This is a genomic window from Pseudomonas sp. GW822-FHT03F04, from assembly GCF_058801405.1.
The window spans coordinates 283838-298984 of the sequence record NZ_JBXANF010000010.1; the positions used below are offsets into that span (position 1 = coordinate 283838).

A 15147-nucleotide genomic window follows, 5' to 3' on the forward strand; every position below is an offset into this window, starting at 1 on the left:
GGCCCTCAGGTGGGGATATCGAGAAAGTGCGCTCCTGGCCCCTGTTCGCCCAGCACATCCCCCTGATTGCGCAGCGGACACGCCTCCATCGACAGGCATCCGCAACCGATGCAGCCGGTCAGTCGATCCCGCAGCAGCATCAACTGATTGATCCGCTCGTCCAGCTCCCGCCGCCACTGCTCCGACAACTCTTTCCAGTCCGCCGCCGTCGGTGCGCGGTTGTCCGGCAACTGTTTCAACGCCTCGCCGATTTCCGCCAGTGGAATGCCCAGCCGTTGCGCCACCTTGATCAACGCCACCCGCCGCAACACTTCCCGTGGGTAACGCCGCTGGTTGCCGGCATTGCGCTGGCTTTTGATCAAGCCTTTGGATTCATAAAAATGCAGGGCAGTGACGGCCACGCCACTGCGGGCCGCGACTTCGCCGACGGTGAGTTGCCTGTGCACATTTTCCGCTGCGACCATTTGAACATTGCCCCTTGATCTCTAGTTAACTCGAGGTTTTACCCTGCAGGCCTTCGAACCGCAAGATTCACCTGACAGAGTGGGGATGTCATGCAAGCACCAGCGAAAAACCGCAGCTTCACCCAATTGATCGAATTTGAAATCGAACCCGGCCAACAACCGGCGCTGGTCTCGGCGCTGACCGTGCAGACCGAGCGTCTGGCCCAGCGTTATGCCGGATTTGTCAGCGCCAGCGTTCAGGCCAGCGACGATGGCCGGCGAGTGTTGGGTTTCCTGCAATGGCAATCCCGCGAGGCGGGGGAGGCGGCGTTCCAGAGTTTCGAAACCGGCGAGCAGGACTTCTGGCAGTTGATCCGCACCCATCAGGCGCGCACCGTGACCTTCGGTTCATTCCAGGTGCTGAGCAGCATCGCCCGCAGTCATGACGATGGCTTGCACTGCCAATTGGTGGGCTAGATCGACAGCTGGATCAAACGCTCGCCTTGCAGGTTTTCCGTGGGTCGTCGCTTGTTGACTGCCAGTTCACCGATCTTGATCAGCCGCGTGCGGGTCACGTTACGGCTCAGGCCGAGCAGCGCGGCGGTGTGCACCTGGTTGTAGTGGCAGAAGCGATAGGCCGAACGCAGCAACGCGTCCTCGACCTTTTCATGCAGCGCGCCGGCCTGTTGTTCGAAGAGCTTCTGGAAAGCGCGTTCGAGTAGCGCTTCCGGTGAGTCGTCGACATTGGAATGCTGGTCGTCCGGGCGATCGATACGCAAGTTCGACAGGCGCAGATCATCGCGCTCGATCACGCCGTTGCGGCAGATCAGCAGCGTGTGATGGATGACGTTTTCCAGTTCGCGGATGTTGCCCGGCCAACTGTAGCCGCGCAGCTTGTGCTCGGCGCCGGGGCTGATGGTGATGCGTCCGTAACCCAGACGCTGACTGTAAGCCTCGATAAAGTGCCGGGTCAGCGGCAGGATGTCGCCGGGTCGGTCGCGCAACGGGCTCAGCTCCAGATTGACCACGTTCAACCGGTAATACAGATCCTCACGGAAATGCCCGGCGTTGATGGCTTTCTCCAGTTGCACGTTGGTCGCCGCCAGCACCCGTACATCAATGGGAATGCTCTTGCGCGAACCCAGTCGCACCACTTCACGCTCCTGCAATACCCGCAGCAATTTGACCTGGATCGCCATCGGCAAATCGCCGATCTCATCGAGGAACAAGGTGCCGCCATCCGCCTCTTCGAACCACCCGGCCTTGGCGCTGAGGGCGCCGGTGAAGGCGCCTTTTTCATGGCCGAACAGTTCGGCTTCCACCAGTGATTCGGAGAACGCCCCGCAGTTCACCGCAATGAACGGCCGGTTGCGCCGGTTGCTCAGGTTATGAATGTGCCGCGCCACCAACTCCTTGCCGGTGCCGGTTTCGCCGATGATCAGCACACTGGCTTCGCTCGGCGCGACTTGTTGCAGATGCGCGAGCAGGGCCTGGGACTTCGGGTCTTCGAAGACCTGGGCGGTGGCGCGGATCGACGTGGCCAGGGCGGGTGAGGGCGGTAGGGTCAGCAGTTGCATGGGTCTCGCTCCACGAAAGGAAATCAGGAATAGAACGTCGGCACCGGCAGGGACTGGTTCAGCGCCCAGTCGCCCAGCTCGTGGAGTTTGTAATCCAGCGGGTCGTGCAGGGTTTGCGTGCGCAGGTTGCGCCAGTGGCGGTCCAGGCGCAGCGACGCGTGGGTCGAACGGGCGCCGGTGACTTCGAACAGTCGGCTGCAAATCTCCAGGCCCTGACGACTGGCGGCGACCTTGGCGGTGGCAATCGCCGTGGCCAGGTGGCCGCGTTCTTCGGCGCTGAGGTTCGGGCCTTTGGCCCACGCCTCGTCGAGCAACGTGGCGGCGCGTTCCACCAGCAGACGGATGCCTTCGAGGGCGACCCAGAAATCGCCGTAATGGGCCAGCACATAAGGATCTTCGCGCACCTCGCGCACCGAGGATTTGTGCCAGACGCGGGTTTCGCTGAGGGTGTATTGCCGCGCTTCTTCAAAGGCACCTTCGGCGATACCGAGAAACATATGCGTGAACGTCAGTTGTGCGATCAACGGGCGCAAGCAGGCGAACGGGGTACTCAACGGGCCCGGATCCAGCAGCAGTTCCGATTCCTCGACCCGTACCCGTTCGAACGTGGCGCTGCCGCTGTCGGTCTGGCGCTGGCCGATGTTGTTCCAGTCGTTGTGCAAGGTGATGCCGCTGCGCCCGCTGGGAATTGCCGCGATCAGCAGTTTGCCGCCGTTGCTTTCGTCCACCGCCGAGGCGATCAGCATTTGTGAATCGCTGGCGCCGGAGCAGAAGCTCTTCTTGCCGGAAAACTCGCGCCAGCCGCCCAGGTCCTTGACCACGGTGCGGGTGTCCAGCGGATTGAGCGCGTTGCCCCAGAACCAGTTCTGGCGCGCGGTCTGTTCGAACCACGGCTGCCATTGTTCGGGACGGGAAAACAGGCGCACGGTGGCGAGCATCAAATGATGAAAACCGAAGACGTGGGCGATCGAGCTGTCGACCTTTGCGAACTCGCGCACGACTTCCAGGGTTTCGCTCCAGCGCGCGCCGAGGCCGCCGTAACGGGTGGGAATGCTCAGGGCCAGCAGCCCGCTGTCGCGCAGGGCATCGCGTTCGGCTTTTGGTGTGCCGCCGCGTTCGTCGCGCTCGACAGCGGTCAGGGCGAATTCGGCGGCCAGTTGTCGGGCGGTCTGCAAGGGCGAGAGCAGGGTGCTTTGCGGTTTGGCAGTCACTCGGTCTTCCTCAGGCGTTGGCTTTGGCGGGCAGTACATCGTTGGCGATCATTTCGCCGAACGGCCCGGTGAGGTTGGTCACGCCGCGTCCGGCCAGGCTCGCATACGGCTCGGGCAACAGCGGGAACACCAACTCGGCAAAGCGGTAGGCCTCTTCGAGATGCGGGTAGCCGGAGAAGATGAAACTCTCGATGCCCAGGTCTGCGTATTCCTTGATCCGCGCCGCCACTTGCTGCGGATCGCCGACCAATGCAGTGCCGGCCCCGCCGCGCACCAGGCCGACGCCGGCCCACAGGTTGGGGGCGATTTCCAGGTTGTCGCGGCGCCCGTCGTGCAGGGCGGCCATGCGTCGCTGGCCTTCGGAATCGAAACGCGAAAAGGATTTCTGCGCGGCCTTGATGGTTTCATCGCTGATGTGTTCGATCAGTTTGTCGGCGGCTTTCCAGGCTTCTTCGGCGGTCTCGCGCACGATCACGTGCAGGCGAATGCCGAACTTCACCTTGCGTCCGTGACGGGCTGCGCGCTCACGTACATCGGCGAGTTTTTCGGCGACGGCGGCCGGTGGTTCGCCCCAGGTCAGGTACACGTCGACCTGCTCGGCGGCCAGATCGTGGGCCGCGTCGGAGGAACCTCCGAAGTACAGCGGCGGATAGGGTTTCTGCACCGGTGGATACAAGGCTTTGGCGTTCTGCACCTTCAGGTGTTTGCCTTCGAAATCCACCGCCTCGCCTTGCAACACGCGACGCCAGATCTTGAGGAATTCGTCGGTGACTTCGTAGCGTTCGCTGTGGCTGAGGAAACTGCCGTCGCCACGGTTTTCGTCGGGGTCACCGCCGGTCACGACGTTGATCAGCAAGCGACCGTTGGACAGTCGATCCAGCGTCGCGGCCATGCGCGCCGAGACCGTCGGTGAAATGATCCCCGGACGGATCGCCACCAGATAACGCAGGCGTTCGGTCAGCGGCACCAGCGCCGAAGCGATCACCCACGAATCTTCGCAGGAACGCCCGGTGGGAATCAGCACGCCGTGGTAGCCAAGGCTGTCGGCGGCCTGCGCCACCTGTTTCAGGTAATTGAGTGTGACCGGACGCGCGCCTTGGGTGGTGCCCAGATAGTGACCGTCGCCGTGGGTCGGCAGGAACCAGAAAACATCCATGAACAGCTCCTTAAGCGATTTTCAGCAACGGTTTGAGGTGAGCACCGAACAGCGGCGCGGCGCGTTCGGCGGCCAGACGGATGCGCGCTTTTAGTTGCTCGCTGGTGATCTGGTAGTCGGCGAAATCGGCTTCGGTGGCGTACACGCCGATCGGCAGGGTCACGGCCTGGAAGAAACTGAACAGCGGGCGCAACTGGTGATCGAGGACCAGCGCATGGCGTTCGCTGCCACCGGTGGCGGCGAGCAGCACAGGCGTGTCGATCAGCGCATTGAGATCAATCAGGTCGAACAAGTGCTTGAGCAGCCCCGGATAGGAGCCTCGATACACCGGCGCCGCGACGATCAACAGGTCAGCCTGTTCGATGGCTTGCAGTTCAGCTTCGATCTCGGCCGGCAATTCCTGACGGGACAGCGCGGCGCCAAGCGGGCGGGCGATGTCGCCGAGTTCGATCAGGTGACTCTCGACCGGCAGGTGCCCGGACAATTCGGTCAGCAGGGCCTGGGTCAGCACCAAGGTGCGGGAGGGACGCCAGGTTCCGCCGGACAGGGCGACGACTTTCAGTGGACGCGACATGGTCAGTTCCTTTTTCAACAGTTGCTCGACGAGCAGTGAGTAGTCACTGGAGCAGAGCAAGCGCTGTACCAATTCCTGTGAGGCCCGTATTCCGGGGCTTTGAGCGTTATCGGTGGCTGCGCTCATGTGACTTTCAGGCCGGTTTGTTGAACCGCTGTTGCCTGGGAAACAGTTGCTGGAACAACAGTGCCGAACGTGTTGAAGGTTTTATAAAGGCTGATTGTTATTCCGCAAAAGACTGTTAATTGATATTGATAGATCGTTTGTGAATATTCGGGACTGACCTGCTCGAATCCTGATAGCCACTATTGAAAGCGTTGATTTCTGCCGGAGCGTGCCCGGGCGTAGCCTTTCTCCATCGACCCACACTGCTCGCCAGGACGCTCCCATGAATCGTTTACTGACTGCTTCCCTGATGCTCGCTGTCTCCGTTCTCGCCGGTTGCGCGAGCCACGTTTCCCCGGAATTGCGTCCTTACACGGCGGAAGAAACCCGCGAGCTGGCGCTGGAAACCCTGAACCGCAGCGGCTTGTCGTTCGAGGAATACCACGCGAAGAAAGCTCAACTGCTTGGCCAGCCACAGAAGACTTTCGGGTTTGATAACAAGGGTGAAATGAGTGTGGAGCGGACCATACAGCTGCACGGTCGTCCTAGCTGATTCGCAACTGTACTGCTCGAAGTTTTACCCAACTGTCCGTGGGTTTGCGCGGCGCCGTGGGATAGGGTCAACACCTGAATGACCCTGACGGACTGCCTGCCATGACCCTCTCGCTCGACCTGCTGCTGGGCTTTGCCCTGTTTGCCCTTGTCACCTCGATCACGCCGGGGCCGAACAACACCATGTTGCTGGCATCGGGCGTGAATTTCGGCTTTAACCGCACTATTCCCCATATGCTCGGCATTACTTGCGGCTTTTTTGTGCTGGTGGTGGCGGTGGGTTTTGGTTTGGGCGCGGTGTTCCAGACTTATCCTCTTCTTTATACGGTCCTGCGTTACGTCGGCGCGGCGTACTTGCTGTACCTGGCATGGAAAATTGCTCACTCCGGCCCGGTCGGGGAAAGTGAGTCGGGCGAGGCGAAACCGATCAGCTACCTCGGCGCGGCAGCCTTCCAGTGGGTCAATCCCAAGGCGTGGATCATGGCCATTGGCGCCATCAGCACCTACACGCCGATGCAGGGTTATTTCACCAACGTGATCGTGATTGCTGCGGTGTTCGCCATCATCAACCTGCCGAGCGTCGGCGTCTGGGCGGCGTGCGGGACCTTGCTGCGCAATGTGCTCAAGGATCGCCGCTGGTTGCGGGTGTTCAACTGGGGCATGGCGGCGCTGCTGGTGATTTCGCTGTATCCGTTACTCCTTGAAAGCTTTAGCTGACGCAGTGCTACAACCGCCGGCCCGATGCCTGTTAAAGTCGCGTTCAGGAGCGTTCCTACGCACTTTTAATGAAGCCCTACTTCTTTAACGGCATCCGATCAGGTATTGATGACGCTCTCGAACCCGGGCGCAGCTCACAAGGCTGCGCCGTGCCGTTTGTAGACACGAGCTTCCTGATCCCGGAACACGCTCTGCGAGTCTTTTTATGAACGAACGTCCGCTGTATTTCGATTACGCCGCCACCACTCCGGTGGACGAGCGGGTCATCCAGGTGATGATCGAGTGTCTGGGTTTCAACGGTAACTTCGGCAACCCGGCCTCCAGTTCCCACGCCTTCGGCCAACAGGCTCGAAAAACCGTCGAGAACGCCCGTCAGCAAGTCGCCGAACTGGTCGGCGCCCAGGCGCAACAGATCGTCTGGACCTCCGGCGCCACCGAATCCAACAACCTTGCTCTCAAAGGCGTGGCCCAGGCCCGTGGCGTGTCCGGCGGCCACATCATCACCAGTCAGATCGAACACAAGGCCATCCTCGACACTGCCCGGCAATTGCAGGACGCCGGTGTCGCCGTGACCTATCTGGTGCCGGACGCCGACGGCCTGATTACTGCGCAAGCGGTCAGCGAAGCGATGAGCGACGACACCTTTCTGGTGTCGTTGATGCTGGTCAACAACGAACTCGGCACCGTCAACGACATCCCGGCCATCGGCGAAGTGGTGCGTGGACGCGGGGCGTTGTTCCACGTCGATGCGGCCCAGGGCGCCGGCAAGGTCGCGATCGATCTGGCGCAATGGCCGGTGGACCTGATGTCGTTCTCGGCACACAAGCTCTACGGCCCCAAAGGCATCGGCGCGCTGTACGTCGGCCCGCGTGCGCAACAGCGCTTGCAGGCGCAGATTCACGGTGGCGGCCACGAGGGCGGATTGCGTTCCGGTACGCTGGCGACTCACCAGATTGCTGCCATGGGCTCGGCATTTGCCTTGGCCGCCGAAGCTTTCGATGACGAGAAGAAAACCATCGTCGCGCTGCGCGAGCGCCTGCTCGAACAACTGTTGAGCCTGCCCGGCGTACGCCTCAACGGCAGCGCCAGCCAACGTATCCCGCATACCCTGAGCCTGACCTTCAGCGAAGGCGAGTTCAACCCGGCGGCGCTGAGCCATTCGATCGCGTTCTCTGCGACTTCGGCCTGCAACTCCGCCAGCAACACACCGTCCCACGTGCTGCTGGCATTGGGGCACGATGCGCATTTGGCCGGCCGTACCATTCGTCTGAGCCTCGGTCGTTTCACCACCGCCGAGGACATCGACAAGGCTGTAGATCTGATCAAGACCGCCTGCGCCAGTGCTCCGGCATTCTGGGCGACAGGGCTTTAACGAGCCGACTTCGAACGGCACCGAACAATAACGATGAAGTGATTGGCAGGAGACACGATGAGTACCCAGACTTTGACCGAAGGAACGGTTCCCCAGCGCCTGGCGCACACCCGCGAACTGATGCGTCGCGAAGGCATCCACGCACTGTTGGTGCCGTCCGCCGACCCGCACCTGTCGGAATACCTGCCGGGCTACTGGCAGGGGCGGCAATGGTTGTCGGGTTTCCATGGCTCGGTGGGGACATTGATTGTCACCACTGATTTCGCCGGGGTCTGGGCCGACAGTCGTTACTGGGAACAGGCGACCAAGGAACTTAAAGGCAGCGGCATCGAGCTGGTCAAGTTGCAGCCGGGCCAGCCAAGCCCGCTGGACTGGCTGGCCGAGCAGACGCCGGAAGGTGGCGTGGTTGCGGTCGATGGCGCGGTAATGGCCGTGGCGTCGGCGCGGACCCTGGGCAGCAAGCTCGAAGCGCGCGGCGCCAGCCTGCGGACCGACCTCGACCTGTTGAACGAAGTCTGGAGCGACCGTCCGGGCCTGCCGAACGCGCCGATCTATCAACACTTGCCGCCGCAGGCGACCGTCAGCCGTGGCGAGAAACTCGCCCAACTGCGTGAAACCCTGCAGGAACGCGGCGCCGATTGGCACTTCATCGCCACCCTCGACGACATCGCCTGGCTGTTCAACCTGCGCGGCGGCGATGTGTCGTTCAACCCGGTGTTCGTTTCCTTTGCGCTGATCGGCCAGCAACAGGCCACGCTGTTTGTAGCGTTGAGCAAGGTCGACGCGGAACTGCGTGCCGTGCTGGAAAAGGATGGCGTGACCCTGCGCGACTACAGCGAAATTGCTGACGCCTTGCGCGCGATCCCGAACGGCGCGAGCCTGCTGGTGGACCCGGCACGGGTGACCAGCGGTCTGCTGGGCAACCTCGACAGTGGCGTGAAACTGGTCGAAGGTCTGAACCCGACCACCCTCGCCAAGTCACAAAAAAGCCCGGCGGATGCCGAGCACATCCGTCAGGCGATGGAACAGGACGGCGCGGCGCTGTGCGAATTCTTCACCTGGCTGGAATCGGCCTGGGGTCGCGAGCGCATTACCGAGCTGACCATTGACGAGAAACTCACGGCGGCCCGTGAGCGTCGTCCGGATTATGTGTCGCTGAGTTTCAATACCATCGCTGCGTACAACGCCAACGGCGCGATGCCGCACTACCACGCCACCCCGGAAGAACACGCGGTGATCGAGGGTGATGGCTTGCTGTTGATCGACTCCGGTGGCCAATACCTGGGCGGTACCACTGACATCACGCGCATGGTGGCGGTCGGCACGCCGAGCGCAGAACAGAAACGCGATTGCACCCGAGTGTTGAAGGGTGTGATCGCCTTGTCCCGTGCGCATTTCCCGAAAGGCATTCTGTCGCCGCTGCTGGATGCTATTGCCCGTGCGCCGATCTGGGCCGAAAACGTTGATTACGGCCATGGCACCGGTCACGGCGTGGGTTATTTCCTCAATGTGCACGAAGGTCCGCAGGTGATCGCCTATCAGGCTGCGCCAGCGCCGCAAACCGCCATGCAACCTGGAATGATCACCTCCATCGAGCCGGGCACCTACCGTCCGGGCCGCTGGGGTGTGCGCATCGAGAATCTGGCGATGAACGTTCTGGCTGGAAGCAGCGAGTTCGGCGAGTTCCTCAAGTTCGAAACCCTGACCCTGTGCCCGATCGATACCCGTTGCCTGGAACCGTCGTTGCTGACGCAGGAAGAGAAGCAGTGGTTCAACGCCTATCACGCTGAAGTGCGCGAGCGTTTGAGCCCGTTGCTCAGTGGTGAGTCGCTGGCGTGGTTGAACACGCGCACGGCTGCTATCTAAGAGGTTGAAGCTCAGGTGCTGCTGCCAGCGCCTGGGTCATGTAATCGACAAACGCGTTGACCCTGGCGGACTGGCGACGGTTCGCCGGGGACACCGCGTGTATCGGCAGTGATCGGGTCTGGTAGTCCTGCAACAGGGCGACCACTCGACCGGCCTTCAAATCCTCGCTGAACAGCCAGATCGGCGACAGCGAAATCCCCAACCCTCCCAAGACCATTTCACGGATCGCCTCGGAGTTGTTGCTCTGTGCATTGCCTTTGATGCGCACCTCGTAGCGTTGTCCGTCCTTTTCGTAAGTCCACAGATTCTGCGATTCGAGCAGGTTGAATTGCAGACAGTTGTGCTGCGCAAGATCCCGCGGCGATTGCGGATGTTCATGGCGTTGCAGATAAGCAGGTGCCGCGACGGTGACGCGATGGGTGGTGCCGATTCGACGGGCGATCATGCCGCTGTCGTTCAACTCGCCGATGCGCAGGCTGACGTCCAGGCCTTCGCTGACCAGATCCAGGTTCTGGTCGTTCAGATGCAGGTCAATCTGCACTTGCGGGTAGCGCTCAAGAAAACCGGGCAGGCGCGAGGCGATCTGTAGCCGACCGAAGCTGACCGAGGAGCCGATCCGCAGCGACCCGGCCACCGTTTCCCTGCCGGACTGGAAGCTGAGCTCGGCAGCATCCACGGCCGCGAGGATAATTCGGCATTCTTTGTAGTACCGCTGGCCTTCATCGGTCAGCGACAACTTGCGTGTACTGCGGGCAATCAGCTTGCCGCCCAACTGGATTTCAAGGGCGCGCAGAACCTTGCTGATGGTGGGTTGGGTGGTCTGCAGCTCCCGGGCCACGGCGGAAAAACTGCCGCGCTCGACCACCCGGACGAAGATTGCCATTGCGTTGAGCTTGTCCACGGAGCACCTCATTCATGCTGGTTTGGCATGATCACTATAGTCATTCGGCGTCTTATCGGCATGAGTAGGTTGGGAGAACATGGCTTCACTTTCTCCCACAGGAATGACCGAAATGACTGACTCACTGCACATGCGCGCGCTGATGGTGGACACCGCTAACGGTCCGCTACGCTTGGTTTCCCTTGAACGCCCCGTGGCCGGGGTCGGGCAGGTGTTGGTGCGGATCAAGGCCAGCGGTGTGAATCCGCTGGACCTGAAAATCCGTGCGGGGCAGGCCGCTCATGCCCGACAGTCGTTGCCGGCGGTGCTGGGGCTGGATCTGGCGGGGGTGATTGAGATGGTGGGTGAGGGCGTGCAGGGCTGGGTGCCGGGCGATGAGGTTTATGCGTTGGCAACCGGCATTGGAGGCGTGCAGGGTTCGCTGGCCGAATTTGCGGTGGTTGATGCGCGGCTTCTGGCGCGTAAACCGGCCAACCTGAGCATGTGCGAGGCCGCAGGTTTACCGCTGGTGCTGATTACTGCCTGGGAAGGCCTGGTGGATCGGGCTCGGGTGAATGCCGGGCAAAAAGTATTGATTCACGGCGGTGCGGGTGGCGTTGGGCATGTGGCGGTGCAAATTGCCCGCGCGTTCGGTGCCGAGGTTTTTGCGACGGGGTCTGCGGGGAAGCGCGGAATTATTGAGGGTTATGGTGCGACGTTCATTGATTACCGTGAAATGTCGGTCGAGGACTATGTCAGCCAATACACGGCGGGGGAGGGGTTCGATATCGTTTATGACACGGTTGGCGGTGAAACGCTGGATGCGTCCTTCAAGGCTGCGCGGATCTACCACGGCCATGTCCTGAGTTGCCTGGGCTGGGGGCAGCATAGTCTGGCGCCGCTGTCCTTTCGGGGGGCGACCTACTCTGGCGTGTTTACCTTGTTGCCGCTGCTGACTGGAAAGGGTGGCGAGCATCATGGCGAGATCCTGCGCCAGGTTGCCTTGTTGATCGAAGCTGGAGAGGTGAAGCCACTGCTCGATGCGCGTCGGTTCACGCTTGAGTCAGCTGGCGAGGCCCATGAGCTGCTTTCATCGAAAGCAGCCCGGGGACGTCTTGTAGTAGAGATCTAACGCAGGGCTTCTTCAACGAAGTCGAGCCGATCCTGACCGAAGAACAACTGGTTGCCGATGAACATGCTCGGCGCGCCGAAGACGCCACGCTTCACGGCCGTCTCGGTGTTGTCCTTGAGGGCGGCCTTGACCGCTTCATCATTGGTCAGTGCCAGTACCTGTTCAGGATTGAAGCCATGTTCGGTCAGCACGGCTGCCACCGTTGCCGGTTCATCGAGGCTGCGACCCTCAACCCACAGCGCTTTGAACAGGCAGTCGATGAACGCCAGGAAGCGTTCTGGATGACGCAGTTGAATACCTGTGACAGCGCGCATCAACATCAGGGTATTGATCGGGAAGTGCGGATTGAATTTAAGGGGCACGCCGTAGCGTTTGGCGTAGCGGTCCAGATCCTGAAACATGTAGCGGCCCTTGGCCGGGATCATCGCCGGTGAAGCATTGCCGGTGGCTTTGAATACGCCGCCCAGCAACATCGGGATATAGATCAGCTGGCTGCCGGTCTCGGCGCAGATTCCTGGCAGTTGGGTGTAGGCCAGATAGGTGGCGGGGCTGCCGAGGTCGAAGTAGAACTCCACGGTTTTGCTCATGGTCGCTGCACTCGTTGTTGTTATTGGAAGGGATTACCAGCGTTCGTTCCAGGGGCGCAGATCCAGCTCGAAGGTCCAGGCGTCCCTTGGCTGGCTGTGCAGGTACCAATAGTTCTCGGCGATATGCTCGGGATTGAGAATACCGTCCTGATCCTTGGTTGCGTATTTGTCGGGGAAGTTGCTGCGGATGAAGTCGGTGTCGATGGCGCCGTCGACCACGATGTGGGCAACGTGAATGTTCATCGGGCCGAGTTCCCTGGCCATGCTTTGCGCCAGTGCGCGGATGCCGTGCTTGGCCCCGGCGAATGCGGCGAAACCGGAGGCGCCGCGCAGCCCGGCGGTAGCGCCGGTGAACAGAATGGTGCCACGTTGGCGGGGCACCATGCGCTTGGCCACTTCGCGGGCATTGAGAAACCCTGAGAAACAGGCCATTTCCCAGATCTTGAAATACTTGCGCGCCGTTTCTTCGAGAATGCTGCAAGGCACGTTGGCGCCGATGTTGAAAACGAACGCTTCGATTGGCCCGAGACGGGTTTCGATATCTTCGATCAGCGCAATGACGTCTTCTTCCTTGCGCGCATCGCAGGCAAAACCGTGGGCTTCGCCGCCGTCTGCCTGGATGGCTTCCACCAACGGTTGCAATTTGTCGGCGCTGCGCCGTGTGACGCAAGCGATGAAACCTTCCTTGGCGAACCGCCTGGCGATGGCGCCGCCTGTGGCATCACCTGCACCGACAACCAATACGACCTTCTTGTTATTCATGGGTGGATCCCTTTAGTAAACGATCGTTAAGTGAACGAACGTTATGCTAGGATTTGCTCAGCGTCAAGGCAGTCAATTGCGAGGATGAATGCATGCGGTACTCCGCCGGTCACAAGCTTGAAACCAAAGAAAAGCTGCTGCAAAGCAGCTCGCTGTCTGCGAAAAAAAGCGGATTTTCAACGATGGGTGTCGATGGCCTGATGAAGACGATCGGCCTGAGTGGCGCGGCGTTCTACAGTCATTTCTCGTCCAAGGATGCCCTGTTCGCCGCTATCGTCGAGCGCGAGTTGTGCCAGAGCCTGGAGCGGCTGGGCGGGCGGGGTGAGCAGGATCGTGAAAGGTTGGAGCGATGCCTCAAACTGTATCTGAACATGGCTCATGTCGAGCAACCTGAGCTGGGGTGCGCGTTACCTGCGCTGGGCGCTGAGATTGCTCGGTCGGATGTCGTCGTGCGGGAACAGGCCGAACTGTGGATTTGTCGGCTTCAGGAAAGTTGGGCGCAGATTCTGGAGAGCGACAGCCTGGCCTGGGCCATTCTGTCGCAATGTGTCGGGGCGTTGGTGGTGGCGCGGATGTTGGCGTCCCCGCAGATCCAGCAACGGGTGCTGGAGTCCAGTCACGAAGAGATCGGCCGCCAGCTCGCCGTTCAGCGAGCACAATAGCGGCGGCGGTTTATTTGCAGATGACGATCATGCTTCGGCTGGTATAGCCGGCGGGGTTGAGACCGAAGGGATAATCACCCGGCTCTTCCACCGCATCCCCGGACTTGGCGATGACTTTATAACCCTTTGGCGCACAGGAGTTGGCGGCACTGGTGTAGCACTTGTCCCAGGAGGAGGAGAGCCCTGAACAGTTGATGTGCAGCCCTTTTTTGCCGTGCTTTACCTGAGCCTTGGAGGTCGCCGCGCATCCCGAAATGGCGAGTACGGCGATCAGTATCAAAATTCGTTTCATTACCGTCCTTATGGCGGCCTCGAGTCTGGCGCTCGGGTCTGCCTGCATTCGCTCTCGCTTGACGCGTTTCGATGTCCCTATCCGAAAAAGTCCATATCTGGCACTGAGTTGCGAAGCTAAACATGGCCTAAATGAGCGGCAAATGCCAGACCTTCGTTACAACCGCTTTCAATCCGCCGCAATCACGGGCTTGGCATGGCTGCCCATGGTCATCGTTGCACCGACGGAAGCCAGAATAATGCACAGGATGGCCATCCATTGTGACAAGGAGAGATATTCCTGCAGGAACAGCAGCCCTGATAGCGCACCAAATGCCGGCTCAATGCTCATCAGCGTACCGAAAGTACGAGCGGGCATGCGGGTGAGGGCGACCATTTCCAGGGTATAGGGCAGGGCTGTGGAAAGAATCGCGACACCAATGGCTATCGGGATCAATGACGGCGTCAGCAATGCGGCGCCGGCGTGGACGATCCCGATGGGCGCAACGAACAGGGCTGCGATCATCACTCCCAGAGCTGCAGTCGTCACGCCGTTGTCAGCGCCAGCTTTCTGGCCGAAGAGAATGTAAAGCGCCCAGCAAACACCGGCACCAAGCGCATAGGCCACACCGGTAAGGTCTAGACCCGCTGTCGCTGCACCTGTTGGTATCAATAGCAGCAATCCGACGGCAGCGAGGGCAATCCATAGGAAGTCGATTGCACGACGGGAAGCGTAGATGGCGACGGCCAGCGGACCAGTGAATTCCAGAGCAACCGCAATGCCGAGCGGCACGGTGCGCAAGGACATATAGAAGAGGAAGTTCATGCCGCCCAGCGCCATCCCGTACACAATCACAGTGCGCAGCGATTTGGCCGTCAGCTTTGCCCTCCAGGGTCTCAGCAATAGCAGCATGATCACGCTGGCGAACATCAGGCGTAGCGTCGTTGTGCCTTGGGCGCCCACGATGGGGAACATGCTTTTGGCCAGAGAAGCGCCAGACTGGATCGATGCCATGGCGATCAATATCAGGCCAACCGGAAACAGGATGGATACAAGACTGCGGGGTTGGTCGTTCATTGCGCGGCATCGTCCGATAGTAAAGGCAGTAGAAGGCACTAACTGAGTGATGGGCAATATACTGCGCATTCGCTGGTGTTGCGTCTATATATAAGCGGGCTTTTTGAGTCGACTGATAGAAAAATCAAATTAGGGGTTGACGGCAGATTCTGGAGGCCTATAATTCGCCCCACTTCCGGCGCAGTCGAAACGGAAAACTCCTT

At 60.6% G+C, this 15147-nt stretch carries 17 protein-coding genes; 7 read left to right on the forward strand and 10 right to left on the reverse strand.

The window, feature by feature from the left end; genetic code table 11:
- Positions 1–5 precede the first annotated feature (5 nt).
- A complete protein-coding gene (gene soxR, locus AC1RMX_RS23760; RefSeq protein ID WP_493073152.1) occupies positions 6–464 on the reverse strand; it encodes a redox-sensitive transcriptional activator SoxR in 459 nt (152 codons plus the stop codon).
- A gap of 90 nt (positions 465–554) precedes the next feature.
- Between soxR and AC1RMX_RS23765 the strand changes: the two genes are divergently transcribed.
- Positions 555–920 carry an antibiotic biosynthesis monooxygenase gene (locus AC1RMX_RS23765; protein WP_096821135.1) on the forward strand — a complete coding sequence of 122 codons (366 nt, stop codon included), beginning with the start codon at positions 555–557 and terminating at the stop codon, positions 918–920.
- Here AC1RMX_RS23765 and AC1RMX_RS23770 read toward each other — a convergent pair.
- Genes AC1RMX_RS23770 through msuE form a run of 4 tightly spaced genes read right to left on the reverse strand, consistent with a single transcriptional unit; the run spans position 917 to position 4961 of the window.
- Entirely contained in the window at positions 917–2020 is a 1104-nt protein-coding gene (locus AC1RMX_RS23770) for a sigma-54 interaction domain-containing protein (protein ID WP_096821136.1), read from the reverse strand. The genes AC1RMX_RS23765 and AC1RMX_RS23770 overlap by 4 nt on opposite strands.
- Before the next feature lie 23 nt (positions 2021–2043).
- Positions 2044–3231, reverse strand: a complete 1188-nt coding sequence (locus AC1RMX_RS23775) for an acyl-CoA dehydrogenase family protein (RefSeq protein WP_096821137.1) — start codon at positions 3229–3231, stop codon at positions 2044–2046.
- Between the two features lie 10 nt (positions 3232–3241).
- Entirely contained in the window at positions 3242–4387 is a 1146-nt protein-coding gene (gene ssuD, locus AC1RMX_RS23780; protein ID WP_493073153.1) for an FMNH2-dependent alkanesulfonate monooxygenase, read from the reverse strand.
- A 10-nt stretch (positions 4388–4397) separates the two neighbouring features.
- Entirely contained in the window at positions 4398–4961 is a 564-nt protein-coding gene (gene msuE, locus AC1RMX_RS23785) for an FMN reductase (protein ID WP_096821151.1), read from the reverse strand.
- Positions 4962–5349: 388 nt separating this feature from the next.
- On the opposite strand from msuE, the gene AC1RMX_RS23790 reads away from it, so the two are divergent.
- From AC1RMX_RS23790 to AC1RMX_RS23805, 4 genes are all read left to right on the forward strand, one after another.
- A complete protein-coding gene (locus AC1RMX_RS23790; RefSeq protein WP_493073154.1) occupies positions 5350–5619 on the forward strand; it encodes a hypothetical protein in 270 nt (89 codons plus the stop codon).
- Between the two features lie 101 nt (positions 5620–5720).
- Positions 5721–6335 carry a LysE family translocator gene (locus tag AC1RMX_RS23795; RefSeq protein WP_085710685.1) on the forward strand — a complete coding sequence of 205 codons (615 nt, stop codon included), beginning with the start codon at positions 5721–5723 and terminating at the stop codon, positions 6333–6335.
- A 205-nt stretch (positions 6336–6540) separates the two neighbouring features.
- Positions 6541–7707 (forward strand): aminotransferase class V-fold PLP-dependent enzyme, encoded by a 1167-nt coding sequence (locus AC1RMX_RS23800; protein WP_493073156.1) that lies wholly within the window; start codon positions 6541–6543, stop codon positions 7705–7707.
- Between the two features lie 57 nt (positions 7708–7764).
- Positions 7765–9573 (forward strand): aminopeptidase P family protein, encoded by a 1809-nt coding sequence (locus AC1RMX_RS23805; protein ID WP_102620401.1) that lies wholly within the window; start codon positions 7765–7767, stop codon positions 9571–9573.
- Here the strand turns inward: AC1RMX_RS23805 and AC1RMX_RS23810 are convergent.
- The gene (locus AC1RMX_RS23810; RefSeq protein ID WP_493073157.1) at positions 9566–10474 is read right to left on the reverse strand and encodes a LysR family transcriptional regulator; all 909 of its coding nucleotides are present in this window, start codon (positions 10472–10474) and stop codon (positions 9566–9568) included. The genes AC1RMX_RS23805 and AC1RMX_RS23810 overlap by 8 nt on opposite strands.
- Positions 10475–10586: 112 nt before the next feature.
- Between AC1RMX_RS23810 and AC1RMX_RS23815 the strand changes: the two genes are divergently transcribed.
- Positions 10587–11585, forward strand: coding sequence for a zinc-dependent alcohol dehydrogenase family protein (locus AC1RMX_RS23815; RefSeq protein ID WP_493073158.1), 999 nt, complete (start codon positions 10587–10589; stop codon positions 11583–11585).
- Here the strand turns inward: AC1RMX_RS23815 and AC1RMX_RS23820 are convergent.
- Both AC1RMX_RS23820 and AC1RMX_RS23825 read right to left on the reverse strand, forming a co-directional pair.
- Positions 11582–12172, reverse strand: a complete 591-nt coding sequence (locus tag AC1RMX_RS23820; RefSeq protein WP_102620398.1) for a 2-hydroxychromene-2-carboxylate isomerase — start codon at positions 12170–12172, stop codon at positions 11582–11584. The genes AC1RMX_RS23815 and AC1RMX_RS23820 overlap by 4 nt on opposite strands.
- Positions 12173–12205: 33 nt before the next feature.
- Positions 12206–12934, reverse strand: coding sequence for an SDR family oxidoreductase (locus AC1RMX_RS23825; RefSeq protein ID WP_493073159.1), 729 nt, complete (start codon positions 12932–12934; stop codon positions 12206–12208).
- 92 nt (positions 12935–13026) lie between these two features.
- On the opposite strand from AC1RMX_RS23825, the gene AC1RMX_RS23830 reads away from it, so the two are divergent.
- Entirely contained in the window at positions 13027–13596 is a 570-nt protein-coding gene (locus tag AC1RMX_RS23830) for a TetR/AcrR family transcriptional regulator (protein ID WP_096821145.1), read from the forward strand.
- Positions 13597–13606: 10 nt separating this feature from the next.
- Here the strand turns inward: AC1RMX_RS23830 and AC1RMX_RS23835 are convergent, their stop codons facing one another.
- Together AC1RMX_RS23835 and rhtA are read right to left on the reverse strand one after the other, a co-directional pair.
- Positions 13607–13888, reverse strand: a complete 282-nt coding sequence (locus AC1RMX_RS23835) for a hypothetical protein (protein WP_096821152.1) — start codon at positions 13886–13888, stop codon at positions 13607–13609.
- Positions 13889–14056: 168 nt separating this feature from the next.
- Complete coding sequence (gene rhtA, locus AC1RMX_RS23840; RefSeq protein ID WP_102620395.1) at positions 14057–14944, reverse strand: threonine/homoserine exporter RhtA; 888 nt, start codon at positions 14942–14944, stop codon at positions 14057–14059.
- Positions 14945–15147 lie beyond the last annotated feature (203 nt).

Coding starts and splice junctions, on each gene's coding strand:
- AC1RMX_RS23825 (WP_493073159.1), bottom strand. CDS start 12,934: ATGAATAACAAGAAGGTCGTATTGGTTGTCGGTGCAGGTGATGCCACA.
- AC1RMX_RS23765 (WP_096821135.1), top strand. CDS start 555: ATGCAAGCACCAGCGAAAAACCGCAGCTTCACCCAATTGATCGAATTT.
- AC1RMX_RS23800 (WP_493073156.1), top strand. CDS start 6,541: ATGAACGAACGTCCGCTGTATTTCGATTACGCCGCCACCACTCCGGTG.
- AC1RMX_RS23830 (WP_096821145.1), top strand. CDS start 13,027: ATGCGGTACTCCGCCGGTCACAAGCTTGAAACCAAAGAAAAGCTGCTG.
- AC1RMX_RS23815 (WP_493073158.1), top strand. CDS start 10,587: ATGACTGACTCACTGCACATGCGCGCGCTGATGGTGGACACCGCTAAC.
- AC1RMX_RS23795 (WP_085710685.1), top strand. CDS start 5,721: ATGACCCTCTCGCTCGACCTGCTGCTGGGCTTTGCCCTGTTTGCCCTT.
- AC1RMX_RS23820 (WP_102620398.1), bottom strand. CDS start 12,172: ATGAGCAAAACCGTGGAGTTCTACTTCGACCTCGGCAGCCCCGCCACC.
- AC1RMX_RS23770 (WP_096821136.1), bottom strand. CDS start 2,020: ATGCAACTGCTGACCCTACCGCCCTCACCCGCCCTGGCCACGTCGATC.
- rhtA (WP_102620395.1), bottom strand. CDS start 14,944: ATGAACGACCAACCCCGCAGTCTTGTATCCATCCTGTTTCCGGTTGGC.
- AC1RMX_RS23805 (WP_102620401.1), top strand. CDS start 7,765: ATGAGTACCCAGACTTTGACCGAAGGAACGGTTCCCCAGCGCCTGGCG.
- msuE (WP_096821151.1), bottom strand. CDS start 4,961: ATGTCGCGTCCACTGAAAGTCGTCGCCCTGTCCGGCGGAACCTGGCGT.
- ssuD (WP_493073153.1), bottom strand. CDS start 4,387: ATGGATGTTTTCTGGTTCCTGCCGACCCACGGCGACGGTCACTATCTG.
- AC1RMX_RS23835 (WP_096821152.1), bottom strand. CDS start 13,888: ATGAAACGAATTTTGATACTGATCGCCGTACTCGCCATTTCGGGATGC.
- AC1RMX_RS23790 (WP_493073154.1), top strand. CDS start 5,350: ATGAATCGTTTACTGACTGCTTCCCTGATGCTCGCTGTCTCCGTTCTC.
- soxR (WP_493073152.1), bottom strand. CDS start 464: ATGGTCGCAGCGGAAAATGTGCACAGGCAACTCACCGTCGGCGAAGTC.